The sequence below is a fragment of the Fontisubflavum oceani genome (genome assembly GCF_030407165.1).
Classification (GTDB): Bacteria; Pseudomonadota; Alphaproteobacteria; order Rhodobacterales; family Rhodobacteraceae; genus Rhodophyticola; species Rhodophyticola oceani.
In genome coordinates this window covers 1,584,482-1,601,479 of sequence record NZ_CP129111.1, presented here as the reverse complement: position 1 = coordinate 1,601,479, position 16,998 = coordinate 1,584,482, and the positions used below count along the sequence as shown (strand labels likewise).

The 16,998-nt window shown below is 59.0% G+C and carries 21 protein-coding genes and 1 tRNA gene; 15 read left to right on the top strand and 7 right to left on the bottom strand.

The window, feature by feature from the left end:
- The first annotated feature begins 86 nt into the window (after nucleotides 1–86).
- The 5 genes from phnC to QTA57_RS08290 all read left to right on the top strand — a co-directional run bounded on the left by phnC (nucleotide 87) and on the right by QTA57_RS08290 (nucleotide 4,583).
- Nucleotides 87–902 (top strand): phosphonate ABC transporter ATP-binding protein, encoded by an 816-nt coding sequence (phnC, locus tag QTA57_RS08310; RefSeq protein ID WP_171561278.1) that lies wholly within the window; start codon nucleotides 87–89, stop codon nucleotides 900–902.
- Between the two features lie 11 nt (nucleotides 903–913).
- Nucleotides 914–1,822 carry a phosphonate ABC transporter, permease protein PhnE gene (gene phnE, locus QTA57_RS08305; protein ID WP_290154464.1) on the top strand — a complete coding sequence of 303 codons (909 nt, stop codon included), beginning with the start codon at nucleotides 914–916 and terminating at the stop codon, nucleotides 1,820–1,822.
- The gene (gene phnE, locus QTA57_RS08300; RefSeq protein WP_290154461.1) at nucleotides 1,819–2,676 is read left to right on the top strand and encodes a phosphonate ABC transporter, permease protein PhnE; all 858 of its coding nucleotides are present in this window, start codon (nucleotides 1,819–1,821) and stop codon (nucleotides 2,674–2,676) included. Before phnE (QTA57_RS08305) ends, phnE (QTA57_RS08300) begins: the two co-directional genes overlap by 4 nt.
- Before the next feature lie 191 nt (nucleotides 2,677–2,867).
- Nucleotides 2,868–3,347: an Lrp/AsnC family transcriptional regulator gene (locus QTA57_RS08295; protein ID WP_171561282.1), complete on the top strand. Its 480-nt coding sequence runs from the start codon at nucleotides 2,868–2,870 to the stop codon at nucleotides 3,345–3,347.
- A 126-nt stretch (nucleotides 3,348–3,473) separates the two neighbouring features.
- Complete coding sequence (locus QTA57_RS08290) at nucleotides 3,474–4,583, top strand: saccharopine dehydrogenase family protein (RefSeq protein ID WP_290154459.1); 1,110 nt, start codon at nucleotides 3,474–3,476, stop codon at nucleotides 4,581–4,583.
- Here QTA57_RS08290 and QTA57_RS08285 read toward each other — a convergent pair.
- Nucleotides 4,580–5,671 carry an agmatine deiminase family protein gene (locus QTA57_RS08285; protein WP_290154457.1) on the bottom strand — a complete coding sequence of 364 codons (1,092 nt, stop codon included), beginning with the start codon at nucleotides 5,669–5,671 and terminating at the stop codon, nucleotides 4,580–4,582. The genes QTA57_RS08290 and QTA57_RS08285 overlap by 4 nt on opposite strands.
- Before the next feature lie 112 nt (nucleotides 5,672–5,783).
- The gene (locus QTA57_RS08280; RefSeq protein ID WP_145215488.1) at nucleotides 5,784–6,443 is read right to left on the bottom strand and encodes a 50S ribosomal protein L25/general stress protein Ctc; all 660 of its coding nucleotides are present in this window, start codon (nucleotides 6,441–6,443) and stop codon (nucleotides 5,784–5,786) included.
- 149 nt (nucleotides 6,444–6,592) lie between these two features.
- Between QTA57_RS08280 and QTA57_RS08275 the strand changes: the two genes are divergently transcribed.
- Together QTA57_RS08275 and QTA57_RS08270 are read left to right on the top strand one after the other, a co-directional pair.
- Entirely contained in the window at nucleotides 6,593–7,582 is a 990-nt protein-coding gene (locus QTA57_RS08275; protein ID WP_290154454.1) for an MFS transporter, read from the top strand.
- A complete protein-coding gene (locus QTA57_RS08270) occupies nucleotides 7,582–7,746 on the top strand; it encodes a hypothetical protein (RefSeq protein ID WP_290154451.1) in 165 nt (54 codons plus the stop codon). The genes QTA57_RS08275 and QTA57_RS08270 overlap by 1 nt, the downstream gene beginning before the upstream one ends.
- On the opposite strand, the gene QTA57_RS08265 is transcribed toward QTA57_RS08270, so the two are convergent.
- From QTA57_RS08265 to QTA57_RS08250, 4 genes are all read right to left on the bottom strand, one after another.
- A complete protein-coding gene (locus QTA57_RS08265; RefSeq protein WP_145215482.1) occupies nucleotides 7,728–8,891 on the bottom strand; it encodes an alpha-hydroxy acid oxidase in 1,164 nt (387 codons plus the stop codon). The two genes, QTA57_RS08270 and QTA57_RS08265, sit on opposite strands and share 19 nt — an antisense overlap.
- Before the next feature lie 88 nt (nucleotides 8,892–8,979).
- Complete coding sequence (gene trpA / locus QTA57_RS08260; protein WP_290154450.1) at nucleotides 8,980–9,771, bottom strand: tryptophan synthase subunit alpha; 792 nt, start codon at nucleotides 9,769–9,771, stop codon at nucleotides 8,980–8,982.
- 113 nt (nucleotides 9,772–9,884) lie between these two features.
- The gene (locus tag QTA57_RS08255; RefSeq protein ID WP_290154449.1) at nucleotides 9,885–10,298 is read right to left on the bottom strand and encodes a VOC family protein; all 414 of its coding nucleotides are present in this window, start codon (nucleotides 10,296–10,298) and stop codon (nucleotides 9,885–9,887) included.
- Nucleotides 10,299–10,350: 52 nt separating this feature from the next.
- Complete coding sequence (locus tag QTA57_RS08250) at nucleotides 10,351–11,700, bottom strand: MATE family efflux transporter (RefSeq protein WP_290154447.1); 1,350 nt, start codon at nucleotides 11,698–11,700, stop codon at nucleotides 10,351–10,353.
- A 203-nt stretch (nucleotides 11,701–11,903) separates the two neighbouring features.
- On the opposite strand from QTA57_RS08250, the gene ychF reads away from it, so the two are divergent.
- The 4 genes from ychF (at nucleotide 11,904) to QTA57_RS08235 (ending at nucleotide 14,709) form a co-directional block, all read left to right on the top strand.
- Complete coding sequence (ychF, locus tag QTA57_RS08245; protein ID WP_290154821.1) at nucleotides 11,904–13,001, top strand: redox-regulated ATPase YchF; 1,098 nt, start codon at nucleotides 11,904–11,906, stop codon at nucleotides 12,999–13,001.
- Nucleotides 13,002–13,239: 238 nt separating this feature from the next.
- A tRNA-Ser gene (locus tag QTA57_RS08240) sits at nucleotides 13,240–13,329 on the top strand.
- 63 nt (nucleotides 13,330–13,392) lie between these two features.
- A complete protein-coding gene (locus tag QTA57_RS18400; RefSeq protein ID WP_330696789.1) occupies nucleotides 13,393–13,671 on the top strand; it encodes a DUF6538 domain-containing protein in 279 nt (92 codons plus the stop codon).
- A 9-nt stretch (nucleotides 13,672–13,680) separates the two neighbouring features.
- Nucleotides 13,681–14,709, top strand: a complete 1,029-nt coding sequence (locus QTA57_RS08235; protein WP_330696788.1) for a site-specific integrase — start codon at nucleotides 13,681–13,683, stop codon at nucleotides 14,707–14,709.
- Here the strand turns inward: QTA57_RS08235 and QTA57_RS08230 are convergent.
- Nucleotides 14,673–14,873: a hypothetical protein gene (locus QTA57_RS08230; RefSeq protein ID WP_290154446.1), complete on the bottom strand. Its 201-nt coding sequence runs from the start codon at nucleotides 14,871–14,873 to the stop codon at nucleotides 14,673–14,675. The two genes, QTA57_RS08235 and QTA57_RS08230, sit on opposite strands and share 37 nt — an antisense overlap.
- A 335-nt stretch (nucleotides 14,874–15,208) precedes the next feature.
- On the opposite strand from QTA57_RS08230, the gene QTA57_RS08225 reads away from it, so the two are divergent.
- The 4 genes from QTA57_RS08225 (at nucleotide 15,209) to QTA57_RS08210 (ending at nucleotide 16,889) form a co-directional block, all read left to right on the top strand.
- On the top strand, nucleotides 15,209–15,469 hold the full coding sequence (locus tag QTA57_RS08225) for a hypothetical protein (RefSeq protein ID WP_290154445.1): 261 nt from the start codon (nucleotides 15,209–15,211) through the stop codon (nucleotides 15,467–15,469).
- Between the two features lie 161 nt (nucleotides 15,470–15,630).
- Nucleotides 15,631–16,032 (top strand): hypothetical protein, encoded by a 402-nt coding sequence (locus QTA57_RS08220; RefSeq protein ID WP_290154444.1) that lies wholly within the window; start codon nucleotides 15,631–15,633, stop codon nucleotides 16,030–16,032.
- 136 nt (nucleotides 16,033–16,168) lie between these two features.
- Nucleotides 16,169–16,360, top strand: coding sequence for a hypothetical protein (locus tag QTA57_RS08215; protein WP_290154443.1), 192 nt, complete (start codon nucleotides 16,169–16,171; stop codon nucleotides 16,358–16,360).
- Nucleotides 16,353–16,889: a hypothetical protein gene (locus QTA57_RS08210; protein ID WP_290154442.1), complete on the top strand. Its 537-nt coding sequence runs from the start codon at nucleotides 16,353–16,355 to the stop codon at nucleotides 16,887–16,889. Before QTA57_RS08215 ends, QTA57_RS08210 begins: the two co-directional genes overlap by 8 nt.
- Nucleotides 16,890–16,998 lie beyond the last annotated feature (109 nt).

Here is a 16,998-nt window from a genome sequence, read left to right as displayed (position 1 = left end):
CTTTTGTATGTCAGCCCGCGCCATTTCCGACCGGGACAGCCGGAACCGCCAGGGCCTTTCCACCACAACAGCAGGGGGCACCCATCATGCTGAAACTTGAGAAATTGACCCGTCGGTTTGGCGAGACCGCCGCCGTTGATAACGTGACGCTCGACATCCCAGACGGCCAGATGGTCGGCATCATTGGCCGCTCTGGCGCCGGGAAATCGACCCTGCTGCGCCTTTTGAACCGGCTCACCGACCCTTCGGAAGGGCAAATCCTCTTTGGCGACACGGATATTGCGCAGTTGAAAGGCCGGGCCTTACGTCAATGGCGTTCGGACTGCGCCATGATTTTCCAGCAGTTCAATTTGGTCGGTCGCCTTGATGTGTTGACCAATGTTCTGACCGGTCGGCTTTTCGATCTGCCCGGTTGGCGCGCATTGGCCCAAGTCTACACGCCACAAGAGCGCGCCTTCGCGGTTCAGGCGCTCGACCGGCTGACCATGGCCCACACCGCGTTGCAACGCGCCGAGACCCTCTCCGGCGGGCAGCAGCAGCGCGTCGCCATCGCCCGCGCCTTGGCGCAGGAACCGAAGATTTTGCTGGCCGACGAGCCGATCGCCTCGCTGGATCCGCTCAACGCAAAAGTCGTGATGGATGCGCTCCGCACGATCAATCAGCAGGACGGGATCACCGTGATCTGCAACCTGCACACACTCGACACGGCCCGCGACTATTGCGACCGGATCATCGGCATGCAGGCCGGTCGTGTGGTTTTTGACGGCACGCCAGCGCAACTCACACACGGCATGGCCCGCGATATCTATGGCGCGGAAGCCGATGAAGCGCTGAACGAAGGGGCCACATCCACCAATCTCGCCGCCCGCCGTCCAGCCGAACCCGCGCACGCCTTGGTCTGACGGGGGCGACAATGAGCGATCAAACCGCACTCGGGGCCGTTGGGCTCTTTGAAAAACATCGGGCCGAACTCAAGGCCTCCAAACGCACGATGAACCTAATCATGCTGGCGGCTTTCTTGGTCTGTTTGGCATTGTCAGTCTATATCAGCCAATTCTACCCTGAGCGGCTGGCCAATGGCATCCCGCGGATTTTCGAGTATTTCGGCACCATTATCCCCAACCTGCAATGGGAGGTGCTGTTCGAAGGGCGCACCGAAGATGGCCGGGCCGTCGCAGGGTCAATCACCTATTGGTACACGGATTTCTGGACCTATGTGACGCTGATCTGGGAGACGATCCTGATGGCGATCACCGCCACGTTGATCGGTACCGCAGTGGCCTTCGTGCTGAGCTTCCCGGCAGCGGCTAACCTCGCCCCAAATAGCTGGATCTACTGGATCTCGCGCCGGTTCTTGGAAATCTGCCGCGGCATCCCCGAGATCCTCTTAGCCCTTGTCTTCGTCTTCATGATTGGGATCGGCCCGCTCGCCGGGGTCATCGCCATCGCGATTCACTCGGCGGGCGCGTTGGGCAAGCTCTTCGCTGAGGTCAATGAAAACGCCTCCGCGCGCCCCGTGGAAGGCATCGCGGCGGTCGGCGGCACCTGGGTGCAAAAGATGGCTTATGGTGTCGTCCCGCAAGTCACGCCGAATTTCGTCAGCTACGCGCTGCTGCGGTTCGAGGTGAATGTCCGTGCCTCTTCGATCATCGGCTTTGTTGGCGCGGGCGGCATCGGCCAGGAACTCAACCGCGTCATCAGCTTCTATTCCGATGACCGGGTTTTGGCCGTGCTGATCCTCGTCGTTCTGATGGTGACGCTGATCGATCTGCTCAGCGAACGCCTGCGTTTGGGCTATATCGGCCGGGAGAATTTCGCATGACTTTGGCCACTGTTTCCGCCGTCTCCGACGCCGAGATCGCCGCCATTCGTAAGAGCCATCCGGGCGTGTTCGACACGCCGGGCAAGCTGATCAAACGGTGGGGCCTTTGGGTCGTTGCCATCGTCTATGTGCTCTGGTCGCTCTGGTTTTTCGACATCGCCCGGTTCTTCGAGACCTCAGACCGTGTTTTGGCGCTGCTCCGCGCCTTCGTGGTTTGGGAAGACATGGCGACCTGGCAATACGCGAACATCTATCGCGGTATCGCCGAGACCCTGGCCATGGCTTTTCTCGGCACGCTTCTGGGCACCCTGGGCGCGCTAGTCGTGGGCTTTCTGGCCGCGCGCAACATCGTCACCTTCGCCCCCTTGCGGCAATTGGTGCGGCGCTTCCTCGATATCCTGCGCGGCATTGATCAGCTGGTCTGGGGTCTGGTGTTTGTGCGCGCGGTCGGGCTTGGCCCGCTGGCCGGGGTTCTGGCGATTTTCGTCAGTGATCTGGGGACATTGTCCAAGCTCTATTCCGAGGCGATCGAGAATATCGACCGCAAGCAGGTTGAAGGCGTGAAATCGACCGGTGCCGGGCCGATCCAGGTGATCCGCTATGGGTATCTGCCGCAGGTTCTGCCGGTCTTCATCTCGCAATCGCTCTATTTCCTGGAGAGCAACACCCGCTCCGCCACGATCCTCGGCATCGTCGGCGCTGGCGGAATCGGGATGATCATTATCGAACGGTTCCGGGCGTCGCTTTATGACCAAGTCGCCTTCGTGGTGCTGAACGTGTTGATCTTGATCTTCGCCATCGATTGGCTGTCGAAACGGGTCCGCACTTGGGCCATCGGCGCGCAGCAGGACTAAGGCGCCCCTGCTTCGAGGTGGCCCGTTCCGATAAGATCGGACGGGCCATTTTCGGTTCGTCGCCAAGACCAGCAAATTGCACGCAAGACAAGCATATGAAGCGCGAAATCTAGGCGGCCCGCCCCGCATCAGTTGACGGTGCGTTGAATTCTGCCGATGATCCGGCAAATTGCCTTATCAAAGGATGCATCATGCGCGACGCGCTCGACCGCCGGATTATCACGGAACTTCAGCACAACGCCCGCGCCGCAACCTCCGAGATTGCCGCGCGCCTCGGCGTCGCGCGTTCCACGGTTCATGAGCGGATCGCCCGAATGGAGCGCGATGGCACGATCACTGGGTATTCGGTTGTTCTAGGCCAGAACCCTGGCGACGAAACCGTGCAAATCTTGATGCTATTGGAGATCAGGCAACAAGATACGCGAAAAATCCTCGACCGGCTCACCCATTTCCCCGAGATCAAAATCTGCCTGTCGATCAATGGTGAGTTCGATCTCTTCCTCACTGCGGAGGCCCCCAGGATTGAGGATTTGGACCTCTTGATTGACGAACTTGTCGAAATTCCGGGTGTACTGCGCACCAAAACCTTCGTGGTCTTCGGCCGGAAGTTTGACCGCCGCTATAGCGAGACAGCGGCCCGCATTTTGCAACAATCCGCAGCCATCGCCTGACATATCGTGACGCTGCCCGACAAATCGTCGGCCCGCTCTTCGATTTTCGTCAGTTTGCCCTCTACGCGCCCGACAGGCTCCGCGCTGATCTAGGGTTAGCGAACAGGCAAAGACGAGGAGAGCTCAATGGCGCGTTGGACGGTAGGGATTGTGGGTGCGGGCAAGATTGGGCGCATGATTACGGCACTCCTCAAAACCTCATCGCACTATGACATTCGGGTCATTGATCACGACACAGAGAGCCTGACGCAAATCGGAACACCCGGCGTTCAAGTTCTGCAAGCCGATGTCACCGATGCCCCGGCCCTGACGCAAGCGCTCACCGGCTGCGACGCGGTGATCAGCGCGGCGCCGTTCTTCCTCACGCCTGCGATTGCGACCGCCGCCAAAGCCGCAGGCGCGCATTACTTCGATCTGACCGAAGATGTGGCCGCGACCGACGCCGTGCGCGGCTTGGCCGAGGGCGCAAACACAGCTTTCATGCCGCAATGTGGCCTGGCCCCCGGCTTTGTCGGGATCGCGGGTGCCGATCTGGCCGCACAATTCGATGAGCTCGACACACTGTCGCTCCGCGTGGGTGCCTTGCCGCTCTATCCAACCAACGCGCTGAAATACAATCTCACCTGGTCCACCGATGGGCTGATCAACGAGTATCTTAACCATTGCGACGCTCTGATCGACGGGCAGCCGGTCAAGCTTGCACCGCTGGAAGACCTGGAAATCATTGGCCATGACGGTGTCGAATACGAGTGTTTTAACACCTCGGGCGGGCTCGGGACCCTGTCGGAAAGCCTTGCCGGCAAGGCGCGGCGCGTATCTTATCGGACGATCCGCTACCCTGGTCATCGCGATATCATCAAGCTGCTTCTGGATGATCTGGGCCTTGGGCGCCGCCGCGATCTTCTAAAAGAAGTCTTCGAAACCGCCCTGCCCCGCACCAAGCAAGACATGGTCTTGGTCTATTGCACGGCAACCGGCCTGCGCGACGGGGTGTTCACCGAACGCTCTTATATCAACAAATCCACCGCCCGAGAGATCGCTGGCAAGACCTGGAGCGCCATTCAGGTGACCACCGCCGCCGGTGTCACCGCCGTCGTCGATCTGATGCGGCAAGGCCGCTTGCCTCAGGCCGGATTTGTCGGCCAAGAGCAGGTGGGGCTGTCGGATTTCCTCAGCACCGAGTTCGGCGCGCTTTACGGGCCCGGCACGGTGACCGCTTTGGATACCGCCGCTTAAACCGCTGGCATCTGTTGCGTCGCGCAATGGATGCCGCCACCCACCTCGCCCACCGGATCGACGTCCAGCATAACGATCTCGCGCCCAGGATAGAGCCGCGCGAGGGTCGCCTCCGCTTCGGCGTCGGTTTCTGCATCGCCAAACTGCGCCGCAATCACCGCGCCGTTGCACACATAATAGTTCACGTAAGAGGCGACAAAATCGTCCGAGGTCACGCGCGTGTCCCAAGGCTCCGGGATAACGACCATCTCCAACGCGCGCCCCTCTGCATCGGTCGCAGCGGCGAGGATGTCATAGGTTTCAAACGCGGCGCGAGACCACGGATCCCCCCGCCGCGGGGCCTCCGGCATCTGGATCACCACCTTGCCCGGCTCGGAAAATCGCGCAAGCGAGTCGATGTGGTAATCGGTGATATCCGCCCCCACGACGCCAGGTGCCCAGATCATCTTGCGGGCGCCCAGAACCGATAGGAGACGCGCCTCAATCTCCTCTCGGCTCAGCCCCGGGTTCCGGTTATCGATCACCCAGGAGCTTTCATGCGCGATCAATGTGCCATCGCCGTCGCTTTCCAGCCCGCCCGCTTCGCCGACCAAACCGCTCTCAATCAACGGCAAACCGAGCCGATCCGCGACCCGCGCGGCGATCTCCCCATCATGTGCATGAGTCTGTTTCCCGCCCCACCCGTTGAAATTCAGCTGAGCCACAGCGAGGTCGCCCGCCGCATTGCGTAGAAACACCGGCCCGGAATCGCGGCACCAGAGATCATCGGTTGGGATGTCCCAAATCTCGACGGCGTCGGACAGCATCCGGCGCGCCTGCGGCGCGAACCGGGCCTCCATCAACATCACCACCGGCTCAAAATCGGCAATCGCGTTGGCGATATCTGCGATCGATTGTTGCAGCATCTCAAGGAAAACCCGATCAGGATGTACCCCACGGTTCACCGGCCATTGCATGAAACTGCGCTGATGCGGCTCAGCCTCCTCTGGCATCCAGAACCCATTTGCCCGCACAACCTCATCCCCCAATGCATGCCGCCCGAAGAGACCCGCCACGACACCACTTGCCAAAAACACCCGTCGCTGCATGACGCCTCCCTCTCCGCGGCCCATCTCGCCAAGGTGCGGCCAGCCTGTCAAAGAAAAACGCCGCGCGAAGCAGGGCTCGCGCGGCGTCTCAATTGTCTTTCGGGCGTGTGGCTTACGCCTCTTCGCCCGCCTCTTCGGTCGCCTCTTCGCCGGCTTCGGCCTCGGTGGCCTCGTCCTCATCGGCATTGTCGGCGGAGACCAAGCTGGACGGTGCCGTCAGGTTGGCAATCACGAAATCACGGTCGATGATCGGCCGCGTGCCTTCCGGCAAGCTGATCGCGCTGATCGTGATCGTGTCGCCCACGTTCAGACCGGCCAAATCGACCACCAGCTTCTCGGGGATATCACCCGCGGTCACCATCAGTTCCACTTCGGGACGCACAACGGTCAACACGCCACCGCGCTTCAGGCCGGGCGCCTCATCCTCGTTGATGAACTCAACAGGAATGAAGAGGTTGATCCGCGTGTTGCGGCGCAGGCGCATGAAATCCACATGCGTCGGCAGGTCTTTGACCACGTCGCGCTGCACGTTCCGGCAGATCACGCGCACATCGTCCTGGCCCTCGACCTTCATGTTGAAAAGCGTCGAGAGGAACCGGCCTTGCTTCAGCCGCTTCAGCAGAACGTTAAAGGGGATGTTGATTGGCAGCGGATCTACGCCACCACCATAAACGATACCGGGCACTTTGCCTTCACGGCGTGCTTGACGAGCGGCCCCCTTGCCTGTCCCCGTCCGTGCCTCGGCTTCGAGATCAGGAATCTCACCAGCCATTGCTATTCTCCATCAATGTAAACTGCGGCTGCCTCCAAGGGTGTCGGGCCGCGAGAAGCCGTGCGTATAGGGCAGATCGCCAGATTTGAAAAGGTGATTCTCCATTTGACGGCTTGTGCCGTTTCGCGGCCCGTGTCATGCGCGATTTTATGTCTGTTCTGACCGCCCTCCACCTGTCTCGTCGCGCCGCGCTTGGGTTCGTGGCGATGGGGTTGTTATGGGGCAGCTTTGCCGCCTTGGTGCCGGTGCTAAAGGCACAGATCGGGGCGGATGATGCGCTCTTCGGACTTTTGCTTTTGGGCAGCCCGATCGGACTTCTGGCAACGCTCTGGCTGGCGCCGATATTCGACCGCCGCATGGGCGCATTCTCACTTCCAATGGCAACGCTGGTCGTTGCGGTCGCCTATTTGGTGCCCGGCTTGGCGGGGACGGCGACCGTATTTCTGTTGGCAATGGTCGGTCTGGGCCTTGGGTCGGGGCTTCTCGATATCGTCTCCAACGCGCGGGTCTCGGAGCTGGAGGCGCGGCACAATCGCTCCTTGATGAACGCCAATCATGGCATGTTTTCCATCGCCTATGCGCTCAGCGCCATGGCAACCGGCCTGGCCCGCGAGGCCGGGTTTTCCGCCGCGGCGATTTTCACCGCCCTGGCGCTTGTGGTGGCGCTTCTGAGCCTTGGCATGCGGACCGAAGTGACACATGTTTCCGAGGCCGAGCGGAGAGCGGTGCGTCTGCCCTGGGCGATTGTGCTGCTGTGCGGCGGGATCGTTTTGACGGCGTTCTTTGTCGAGGCCGTGGTGGAAAGCTGGTCCGCGCTTCATATCGAGCGCACCCTTGACGGCCGCGCGGCGGAGGGCGCGTTCGGGCCAGCAATCCTGGGGCTGACCATGGCGCTTGGGCGGTTCTCAGGCCAAGCCATCACGGGTCGTTTCGACGATGTCTCGATCATCACGCTTGGTGCCGTCATGGCTTGCACCGGCGCGTTTCTGGCCGCCATCACAGGCGGACCGCTCCTGGCCTATATCGGCTTCGGCATCATTGGGCTTGGCGTCTCGGTTGTGGGACCGATGGCCTTGGCGCTTGTGGGCCGTCTGGTGCCCCCGCGCATCGCACATCGGCCGTCGCCTGGGTCAATGTGATGGGCTTCGCCGCCTTCTTGTTGGCGCCGATCGTGATGGGGCAAGTGTCCGACGCCTATGGGCTCCGCGTAGCGTTTGCCGTGGTGGGCGGGCTGGCCTTGATCGCGCCGATCCTCGCGCTATTGCTGCGCTCACGGCAGGCGCGTCACGCCCAATCGCCGTGAAAATCCTTGGGCACAAGTAGATCATGTTTGCCCAGATTGGCCACATCCCGCTCGCCGCAAAGCGCCATGGTCACGTCCAGTTCTTTATGGATGATCTCCAGCGCTTTGGTCACGCCCGCCTCCCCCATGGCCCCAAGACCATTCACAAAGGCCCGCCCGATATAAGTGCCCTTGGCCCCCATCGCGAGCGCCTTCAGCACGTCTTGGCCTGAACGGATACCGCTATCGAGGTGGATTTCGACTTTGTCACCTACGGCCTCCACAATCGGCTCCAGCATCTTGATCGAACTGAGCGCGCCATCCAATTGCCGCCCGCCATGGTTCGACACAACAATCGCATCGGCCCCGACCTCTGCGGCCTTGATCGCGTCCTCAACATCCAAAATCCCTTTCAGGATCACCTTGCCGCCCCACATCTTGCGGAACTGTTTGATCCGTTCCCAGTCGAGCGAGGGGTCGAAGGCTTCGGCCGTCCAGGAGGCCAGTGAGGATGGATCGCTCACCCCCTTTGCGTGGCCCACGATATTGCCGAAAAAGCGGCGCTTGGTGCCAAGCATTTCCAGACCCCAAGGGACTTTCGTGGCCAGATTGGCCATGCTTTTGACGGTGAATTTTGGCGGGGCGGAGAGGCCATTTTTCAGATCCTTGTGGCGCTGCCCCATGATCTGCAGATCGACCGTGATGACAATGGCGGAACAGTTCGCCGCCCGCGCCCGATCAAACAGGCGCTGCATGAACTCGTCGTCTTTCAACGTGTAAACTTGGAACCAGAACGGTTTCGACGTATGCGCCGCAACGTCTTCGATGGAACAGATCGACATGGTGGAGAGGCAAAACGGCACGCCAAATTTCTCCGCCGCGCGGGCCGCTTTGATCTCACCATCGGCGCATTGCATCCCCGTCAGTCCGACTGGTGCGAGACCCACCGGCATGGAGACATCCTCACCAATCATCTGGCTGGCGGTGGAGCGTCCCGCCATATCCACCGCGATGCGCTGGCGCAGCCGGATCAGATCGAAATCGGAGCTGTTCTCGCGGAAGGTCTGCTCGGTCCAACTGCCGGATTCCGCATAATCGTAGAACATCCGCGGCGTGCGGCGCTCATGCAGGCGGCGCAAGTCTTCGATCTCGGTAATGACGGGCATCGGCTCCCCTTCCGGCACGTATTGGTCAAGAAGGGTTACCAATGCGCTCGATTTTAAGCAATGCGGCGAAGTGATACCGCCCGTCGCGCTAGGCCCGATGCGCGCCGTCCGCGAGGGATTTGACGAAATCCAAGACTTCAGACACAGGTTTGCCTGCGGCAATCTCAGACACAATCGCCGAGCCCACAACCGCACCATCTGCTACGCTGGCGATGGACTCCGACGCCTCAGGCGTCTTGATCCCAAAGCCAACAATCACCGGTAGATCGGTCTGCGCCTTGATCCGAGCGACCTCTGGGCCGACATCGCCCGCTTGCGCGTCGGCTGCGCCGGTGATGCCGGTGATCGACACGTAATAAACAAAGCCCGAGGTGTTTTGCAGGACTTTGGGCAAGCGCGCATCATCGGTGGTCGGCGTGGCCAGGCGGATGAAGTTCAACCCCGCCTTCTGCGCCGGGATACAAAGCTCATCATCCTCTTCCGGCGGCAAATCGACCACGATCAGCCCATCAATCCCCGCCGCTTTCGCATCGGCCAGAAACTGATCGACGCCGCGATTATAGATCGGGTTGTAATAGCCCATCATCACAATCGGCGTCTTGTCATCCTCTTTGCGCAGTTCGCGCGCCATTTGCAGGGTCTTTTCAAGTGTCTGCCCGGCTTCCAGCGCACGTTGCCCGGCCAGTTGGATCGTCGGTCCATCGGCCATCGGGTCGGTGAAAGGCAAGCCGAGTTCGATGATATCCACACCTGCGCTTGGCAGGCCCTTCACGACCTCAAGCGATGTCTCATAATTCGGATCGCCTGCCATCACATAGGCCACAAAGGCTTTCCTGCCCTCCGCATTGAGCCGCGCAAATGTGTCGTCGATCCTGGTCATGGGCCGTCCCTCAGCGATGTCCTCGCGCGGGTTTGGGCCATGTGGCGCAGGAAATCAATGGGCACCGGGAAACAGGCGCGTTCCGTCCGGATATCGCGAGAAATTCGGCGCGTTCAGGAGATGTGTTCGTTGGTGGAGATCATCCAGTTGATCCCGAAGCGATCCCGCAGTGTTCCAAAGCCGGGTGTCCAGAAGGTCTCGCCATAAGGCATCCTGACCTCGCCGCCCTCCGCGAGCCTCTCGAAGGCCACGCGGCCCTCTTCGGCGGTTGGAAAGGCCATATGGATCGAACTGCCCTGCATCGGTTCTGCATCGCCGAACATATCGTCGGAGGCGAAAATCGCGCCGCCGCCCTCGAATTGCAGGCCGGTATGCATGACCCAGTCTTCTTTGCCGGGCGGCACCTCGAAATCGGGCGCATCGCCCGGTTTCATCATCATATCGATCTCGCCGCCAAAGACGTCGGCATAGAATGTCATCGCCTCCCGGCAGGTGCCCTGGAAGGTCAGATAGGGAATCGGGGTCATAATGGGCCTCTTCGCACGCGTTTCGAATGGTGCTGTTCTAGCACATTTGCGATCAACGCGGCGCGGTTTGTCGCCAGAAGCGGACGGAGAGCAAGACCGCCACCAATCCGATACCGGTGCCATAGCCCGCCCAAACCCCGATCGCGCCATAACCCATCGGGAAGCCGATCACATAGGCAGCGGGCAGCGCCAGAGGCCAATAGCTGATCAGTGTCATCGCAGTCGGCACGCGGTTATCCGACATGCCCCTGAGCGCGCCAAGTGTGCTGGATTGGATCCCATCGGCCACCTGCACCAGGGCCGCCACAATGAAGAGACCCACGGCGAGGTCGACGACGGCCTGATCCTCCGTCAGCGCTTCGGACATGGCACGGCCCCCGAAGATGTAGAGCGCTGTGATGGCCAGCATCCACAGAGTGATGATCCAGAGCGCCGCGCTCAGGATCGGACGCAACCGGGCGCGTTCCGACCTGCCGACGGCCAAACCGATCCGGATCGACACCGCGCTCGCCATACCAAGGGGGATCACATAAAATACACCGCCAATGGCGTTCACCACCTGGTTCGCGGCCAGTTCAACCGCGCCAAACCAGCCGAGCATGATACCGAGAAAAGCGTACGCCCCGCCCTCGCCCGCATAGCCGATACAGATCGGCAGGCCCTCGCGGTAAAGCGATTTGATCCGCGCCCAAGTGACTGGCACCACCTGACGATAGGCCGCCAGATCTGGCGAGCGGCGCCAGAACATCCAGGCAACGACAAGCGATGCGAGGCTGGACAACACACTGGCAATACCCGCGCCCACCAGCCCCATTCCAACCTCATGGATCAGCCCGTAGTTCAGCGGAACGTTCACCACCACGCCGAGATAGGAGATCGCAACACCGGTCCAAGGCCGCCCAACTGTGTCGAAGAGAGTCTTGAAGGCGAAGAACATCAGGATCGGCACCAGCCAAATCGCCATGCTGATCCAATAGGGCAAGAGGATCGCCAGCACTTCCGGCGGCTGGTTGAGCCAGGTCAGAAACGGGAACGCGATGAGCATCAACGCTCCAGCCCCGGCCGCGCCGATGGCACAGAGCGCCAGACCGTTGCGCAGATGTGCAGACACTTCTTTGGCGTCATCCGCGCCATGGGCCTGCGCAATCTCCACCCCAATCACGGTCACAAGACCCCAAAGAGCCGAGATCATGATGATCAGAAACGCGGTGGTGATGCCCGCTGCCGCGAGCGGCACGGTACCCAATGGGGCAATCATGACCGTATCGACCACACCGATTAGCGTGGCCGCCGCGAAGGCGATCATCAGCGGCATCGACAGCCGGATAAGCGGCATCACCTCAGCACGGGTGCCACCGCCCGACGGCACGGGGCCGGGTCTGGTTTGCTCTATAACCGACATGGGTCTGACTTGCTGCGCACCCGGCGGGCGCCCGGTTTGCGCGAAACGGCGTCTCCTCAGCCACGCGAGGGCAGCCCAAAGGGGCCTGCGCGCGCGACACTACCTTGGGAAAGGCCCAAGTCAAGATCGCGACCGGCTTGACGGGCAGGCTCCTGCCAAACTAGATGCGCGGCGATATTCACTTGCAAAACACGGGGCCGGTCATGGGTTTTAAAATGGGCATTGTTGGATTGCCGAATGTGGGCAAATCCACGCTGTTTAATGCACTGACCCGGACGGCGGCGGCGCAAGCGGCGAATTTCCCGTTCTGCACGATTGAGCCCAATGTCGGCGATGTGGCGGTGCCGGACGCACGGCTCGACAAGCTGGCCGCGATCGCAGGCTCGAAGCAGATCATTCCGACCCGGATCACCTTTGTCGATATCGCCGGTCTGGTGAAAGGCGCGTCGAAGGGCGAAGGCTTGGGCAACCAGTTTCTGGCCAACATCCGCGAAGTCGATGCCATCGCCCATGTGCTCCGCTGTTTCGAAGATGGCGATGTGACCCATGTGGATGGTCGGATTGACCCGATTGCCGATGCCGAGACCATCGAGACCGAGTTGATGCTGGCCGATATGGAAAGCATCGAGAAGCGGATGCAGAACATCGTGCGCAAGGTTCGTGGCGGCGATAAGGACGCGGTTCAGCAGGAGCGCCTGCTGAAAGCCGCTTTGGCGATGCTGGAAGGCGGCAAACCCGCGCGGATGGTCGAGGTTGATGCCGAAGACGCCAAGGCCTGGGAGATGCTGCAACTTCTGACCACCAAGCCGATCCTCTATGTTTGTAATGTCGAGGAAGACGCCGCCGCTGAGGGCAATGCCCAATCGGCCCGCGTGGCGGAAATGGCTGCCGAGCAAGGCGCGGCGCATGTGGTGATCTCCGCCCAGATCGAGGAGGAGATCAGCCAGCTCGACGCCGACGAGGCCGAGATGTTCCTCAGCGAAATGGGGCTGGAGGAAGCCGGGCTCGACCGCTTGATCCGCGCTGGTTACGCGCTTTTGGACCTCGAGACTTATTTCACCGTCGGCCCCAAAGAGGCCCGCGCCTGGACCATCACCGCGGGCACCACGGCGCCGAAAGCCGCCGGCGTGATCCATGGCGATTTCGAGAAAGGCTTCATCCGCGCCGAGACAATTGCGTATGAGGATTTCGTCACCCTCGGAGGTGAACAACCGGCAAAAGACGCGGGCAAAATGCGGGCGGAGGGCAAGGGCTACACCGTCAAAGACGGCGACGTGCTGCATTTCCTGTTCAACACTTAGACGCTGCGCACAGGATCGCACCTAGTAAGCTAGCGCCGGGGCTGCACAACTTGATCAGCATCGGTCAACCGGTCGCGCAGGTAGTGTTGCCAGCCCTATTCAACCAGATAGATCAGCGCCAAGTTTGTATCGCATTAGGCCCGAAGCCGACGCCACCCATCAAACTAATTGGCCAAGGCGGGGAACCTCTTCGTATTTGATCTTGTGACCCGCCCCTGGACCCACTAAACGGGTCGACGGAGACGTGGCCGAGTGGTCGAAGGCGCTCCCCTGCTAAGGGAGTAGGCGGGAAACCGTCTCGAGGGTTCGAATCCCTTCGTCTCCGCCAGAAACCCCACCAGCATTTTTATTTTTCCCATAAAAATAAGGGGTTTCGCGTGAACATGGTTGCGTGGCGCTCGATTTTGGTACACTTTTCAGTACACAAATTGGTATACAGGCGCTTTACCCCATGCGGGATTCCTTGATTCAGATTGGAAAAACTTGGCACTTGCGGCGACGAGTTCCGAACAGGTTCAAGCCCGTTGAGCCGCGTGAAGTCATCAAGAAATCGCTCAAGACAGACAGCCGTGCCGTTGCCGCACAAAAGGCCGTCGCCTATTGGAACGAGCTTATAGAGAACTGGGAGCTATTGCTTGCCGGGGATGTAACAGGAGCGCGTGAGCGCTAAGACGCCGCATTGGCAATCGCTGACAAGCGCGGGTTTCGTTACAAGACCGTTGATGCGGTTTCACAGCTTCCCGTCGCGGATTTGTTGAAGCGGGTTGAGGCGGTGAGTTCGCCTAAGGACGCGCCCGCGCTTCTTGGCACGGTAGACGTACCGCATGTCAAATTGTCGGAAGCACTGGAAATGTACTGCGGCTTCACCAAAGATAAACTACGGCAAAAAAGCCCTGATCAAATCAGGCGTTGGAAGAACCCTCGAAAGAAAGCTGTAAGGAATTTTATCGATCTATTGGGCGACAAGAAAATCCACAACATCACGCGTGACGACATGTTGGATTTTCGGGAATGGTGGTACGATAGAATTGAGGGCGAAGAGTTGACCGCGAACAGCGGAAATAAGGACTTCACCCATCTTGGGCAGGTACTCCGAGTCGTAAACGAGAAAAAGAGATACAACATCGATCTTCCGCTTGGTGGCTTGTCATTTGTTGAGGGCGACAAACGTGCCAGACCACCTTTTTCAGCGACGTGGATCAAAGACAAAATCCTTGCCAAGGGTGCGTTAGACGGCCTCAACAAAGAAGCGCGGTGCTTGCTGTTGGGAATGGTTAACACTGGCTATCGTCCAAGCGAGGGGACCACTCTGAACGGCAGCACAATCAATCTTAGTGCGAAGGTGCCTCATATCGTTATCAAAACGGATGGGCGTCAAGTGAAGACCGGAAACGCCAAGCGCGAGTTGCCTTTGCTGGGCGTCTCACTTGAAGCTTTTCGCGAATGCCCAGAAGGTTTCCCGCGATACTTCGACAAGGCGGGAGTGTCAGCGACCGTAAACAACTTCCTTACGGACAATGGTTTGCGCGAAACGCCTGATCACAGCTTTTATAGCCTGCGCCATAGCTTTGAAGATCGCATGATTGCAGCGGAAATTGACATGCGTGTGCGAAAAGACTTGATGGGTCACAGCTTGGGCGGCTTCAAATATGGGCAAGGCGCGTCACTTGATCATGCCGCAAAGCTTTTGAAGCCATTGGCGTTTTGACTGGCGCGAACTTTTGCGCGGTGCAAAGCCGAATTTCGAGATTGATGGGCCTCTAACTCACTTTCGAGGCGCTCATAGATTGGCAGATAGGCTTCATCAAGCGCGACCAAGCTTGCGACTTTATCAAGTGCATCACATATCGCGGCTTCTGTAATCAATTTCACCTACCTTTCGTTCATATTGCCAACCTTAGTTTCTCATTTGCGTTTCGGTGATCCTGACTTATCTATCCAATCTTTATACGTCAAGTAATTGATTTCATTGAAAAGTTTAGCATGGCGGGAAATTACAGCGATTTCGTGGAAACAGTCTGTTTCCTGTCATAAAAACTGACGTTTCAGCCTAAAAGACCTGAGATTTGGCCCGTTGCTGGGCTGACTTTTTCCGCTCGTTGCTGTAAGATGCAGCAACATGGACAACAGCCGGGGGCTGCGTCCGCACAATCATCAAATCAATCTGTATGCCTGCACCATGCGCAGGCTTGTGAGGTATCACCATAATGGCAAATCTGCCGCCCGTTATTACAATCCAGCAAGTCAGCGACGCATTAGGCGAAAATGCAGGATCGTTTCGTTCGTTTCGTTACCTGTCGGCAGAGCCGCTGCCTTATCGCAAGATCAAACGCTCAGAGTTCAAACAGCGGCGCATGGCGTTCCACGTGGACGCCGTATGTAATTGGCTGCGCCGGGCTATGGCCCCCGGAACATTTGGGAAAGAACAAGAGGCGGCGTTGTACGCGGCGGCGAAGCAAAATGACTAATTTGTTTTCGACCCTTACCCCTGAGCAAACGAACCGGTTCAATCAAGAGGCCGTTGCGTTGGTCTCAGCCGCGCGTGGCATGGGCTTGCATCTTTGTATGCAAGACCTTCGCGACCTCGCTAACCAACGTTTTCAGAAGCAATTGCAGGATGCCATTAACGATGCAAAATAATACTCAATCATTTCGCGCTTTGCTCGAAACCGACGCCGCGCTTGCCGCAACTTTCGATACGATTAGCGCCGAGTACATCGAAGAGGCACAAGCCGCCGGTATTTCGATCACAAAGGACGATCTCTGCGAAATCACAGCCGTTCGGCTGCATGCGCTCACGGGCGAGAAATCGGGCGACTGGAAGCAGGAAGCACATGCAAAGCTTCCCGCATTCCAGAAGGCCGAAGCGGAGCGCATGGCCTTCCAAGCTATCATGGACAATCAACATGAACGCCATGATGCTGAAAACGAGCGCCTTGCGGCAATGAAGCCGGATGCTCGTATTACTCATGCGAGGGCCATGGGCGCGACATCTGGCTTGAAAAAGGAAGCCAGACTAAGCGCGACATGACACCGGAAGAAGCAGCGGCGGCTATTGTACAAGTTGAAAAGAGCGGTTTGCGTGGCGCGGCCCGCATGGGTTTGGCCCGCCGTTTGGGGCTTGCGTAATGTTGTCCGCAAATCTTCAAGGCGGAGTGGCTTTTCACATGAACAGCGCCGACCCACTGGTCTCTGGTATCATTGGTGACATCAAGCGCCGTGGGCATGAGCCGCGCAGTCTGTTCTCGAAGTCGAAAGGCGGCGGCTTTCAGTACGTACCGCTGGAGGTAGTTCTTACGAAGACTGAGTACCGGGCGGTATTGTCGTTCTTCGACATGGAGATTGCAGCAGTTGGCTGAGCAATCACCATCCCAGCCGCTCAAAAATGAGCGTGAGGAAAGGTTTTGCCAGATTCTCGCTTTGAGCGCTCAAAATGGGTCTGAAAAGACGTTGGTGCAGGCTTGGATCGAGAGCGCCGAAAGGTACCCTTCCGCCAACAAGAATAGCCTTCGGGTTGGAGCCAGTAAGTGCAACGCACGGCCCCGCGTAAAGGCGCGTCTGGCTTGCCTTAAACAGCACTATGCAACTCAGAACGCCGCGCCTGTTTCAGATGAAAGCAACATTCAAACAGACGGTATCCGGGCCGAAACAATCCAAAATCTGATGGAAGAAATCTCAGCGCAGTTGCTCGAATTTTCATCCCAAGCTAGCGCTCTAGGCCATCGTAACCTTGCTATGAACTTGCGCTCAAGTCTCGTAAAACATTCAGGGCGTCGCAATCGGGCAGCGGCGAGGATCGAAACTGCGCCAGAAGCTGTATCGGACGGCGTTGCGGAAGAAATTGCCCGTCGCGTTTTGGCCATGGGAGCTTGCACTTGTCAGATGTAACAACACATGCCCTTTTGAAAGTGTCGCAAGACACTTTGGCCGAATTGAAGACGCTCAACCAGCAACTCAAAATTTCTCCGGCGGCGGACAAGGAACAGCTTTTGAAAGC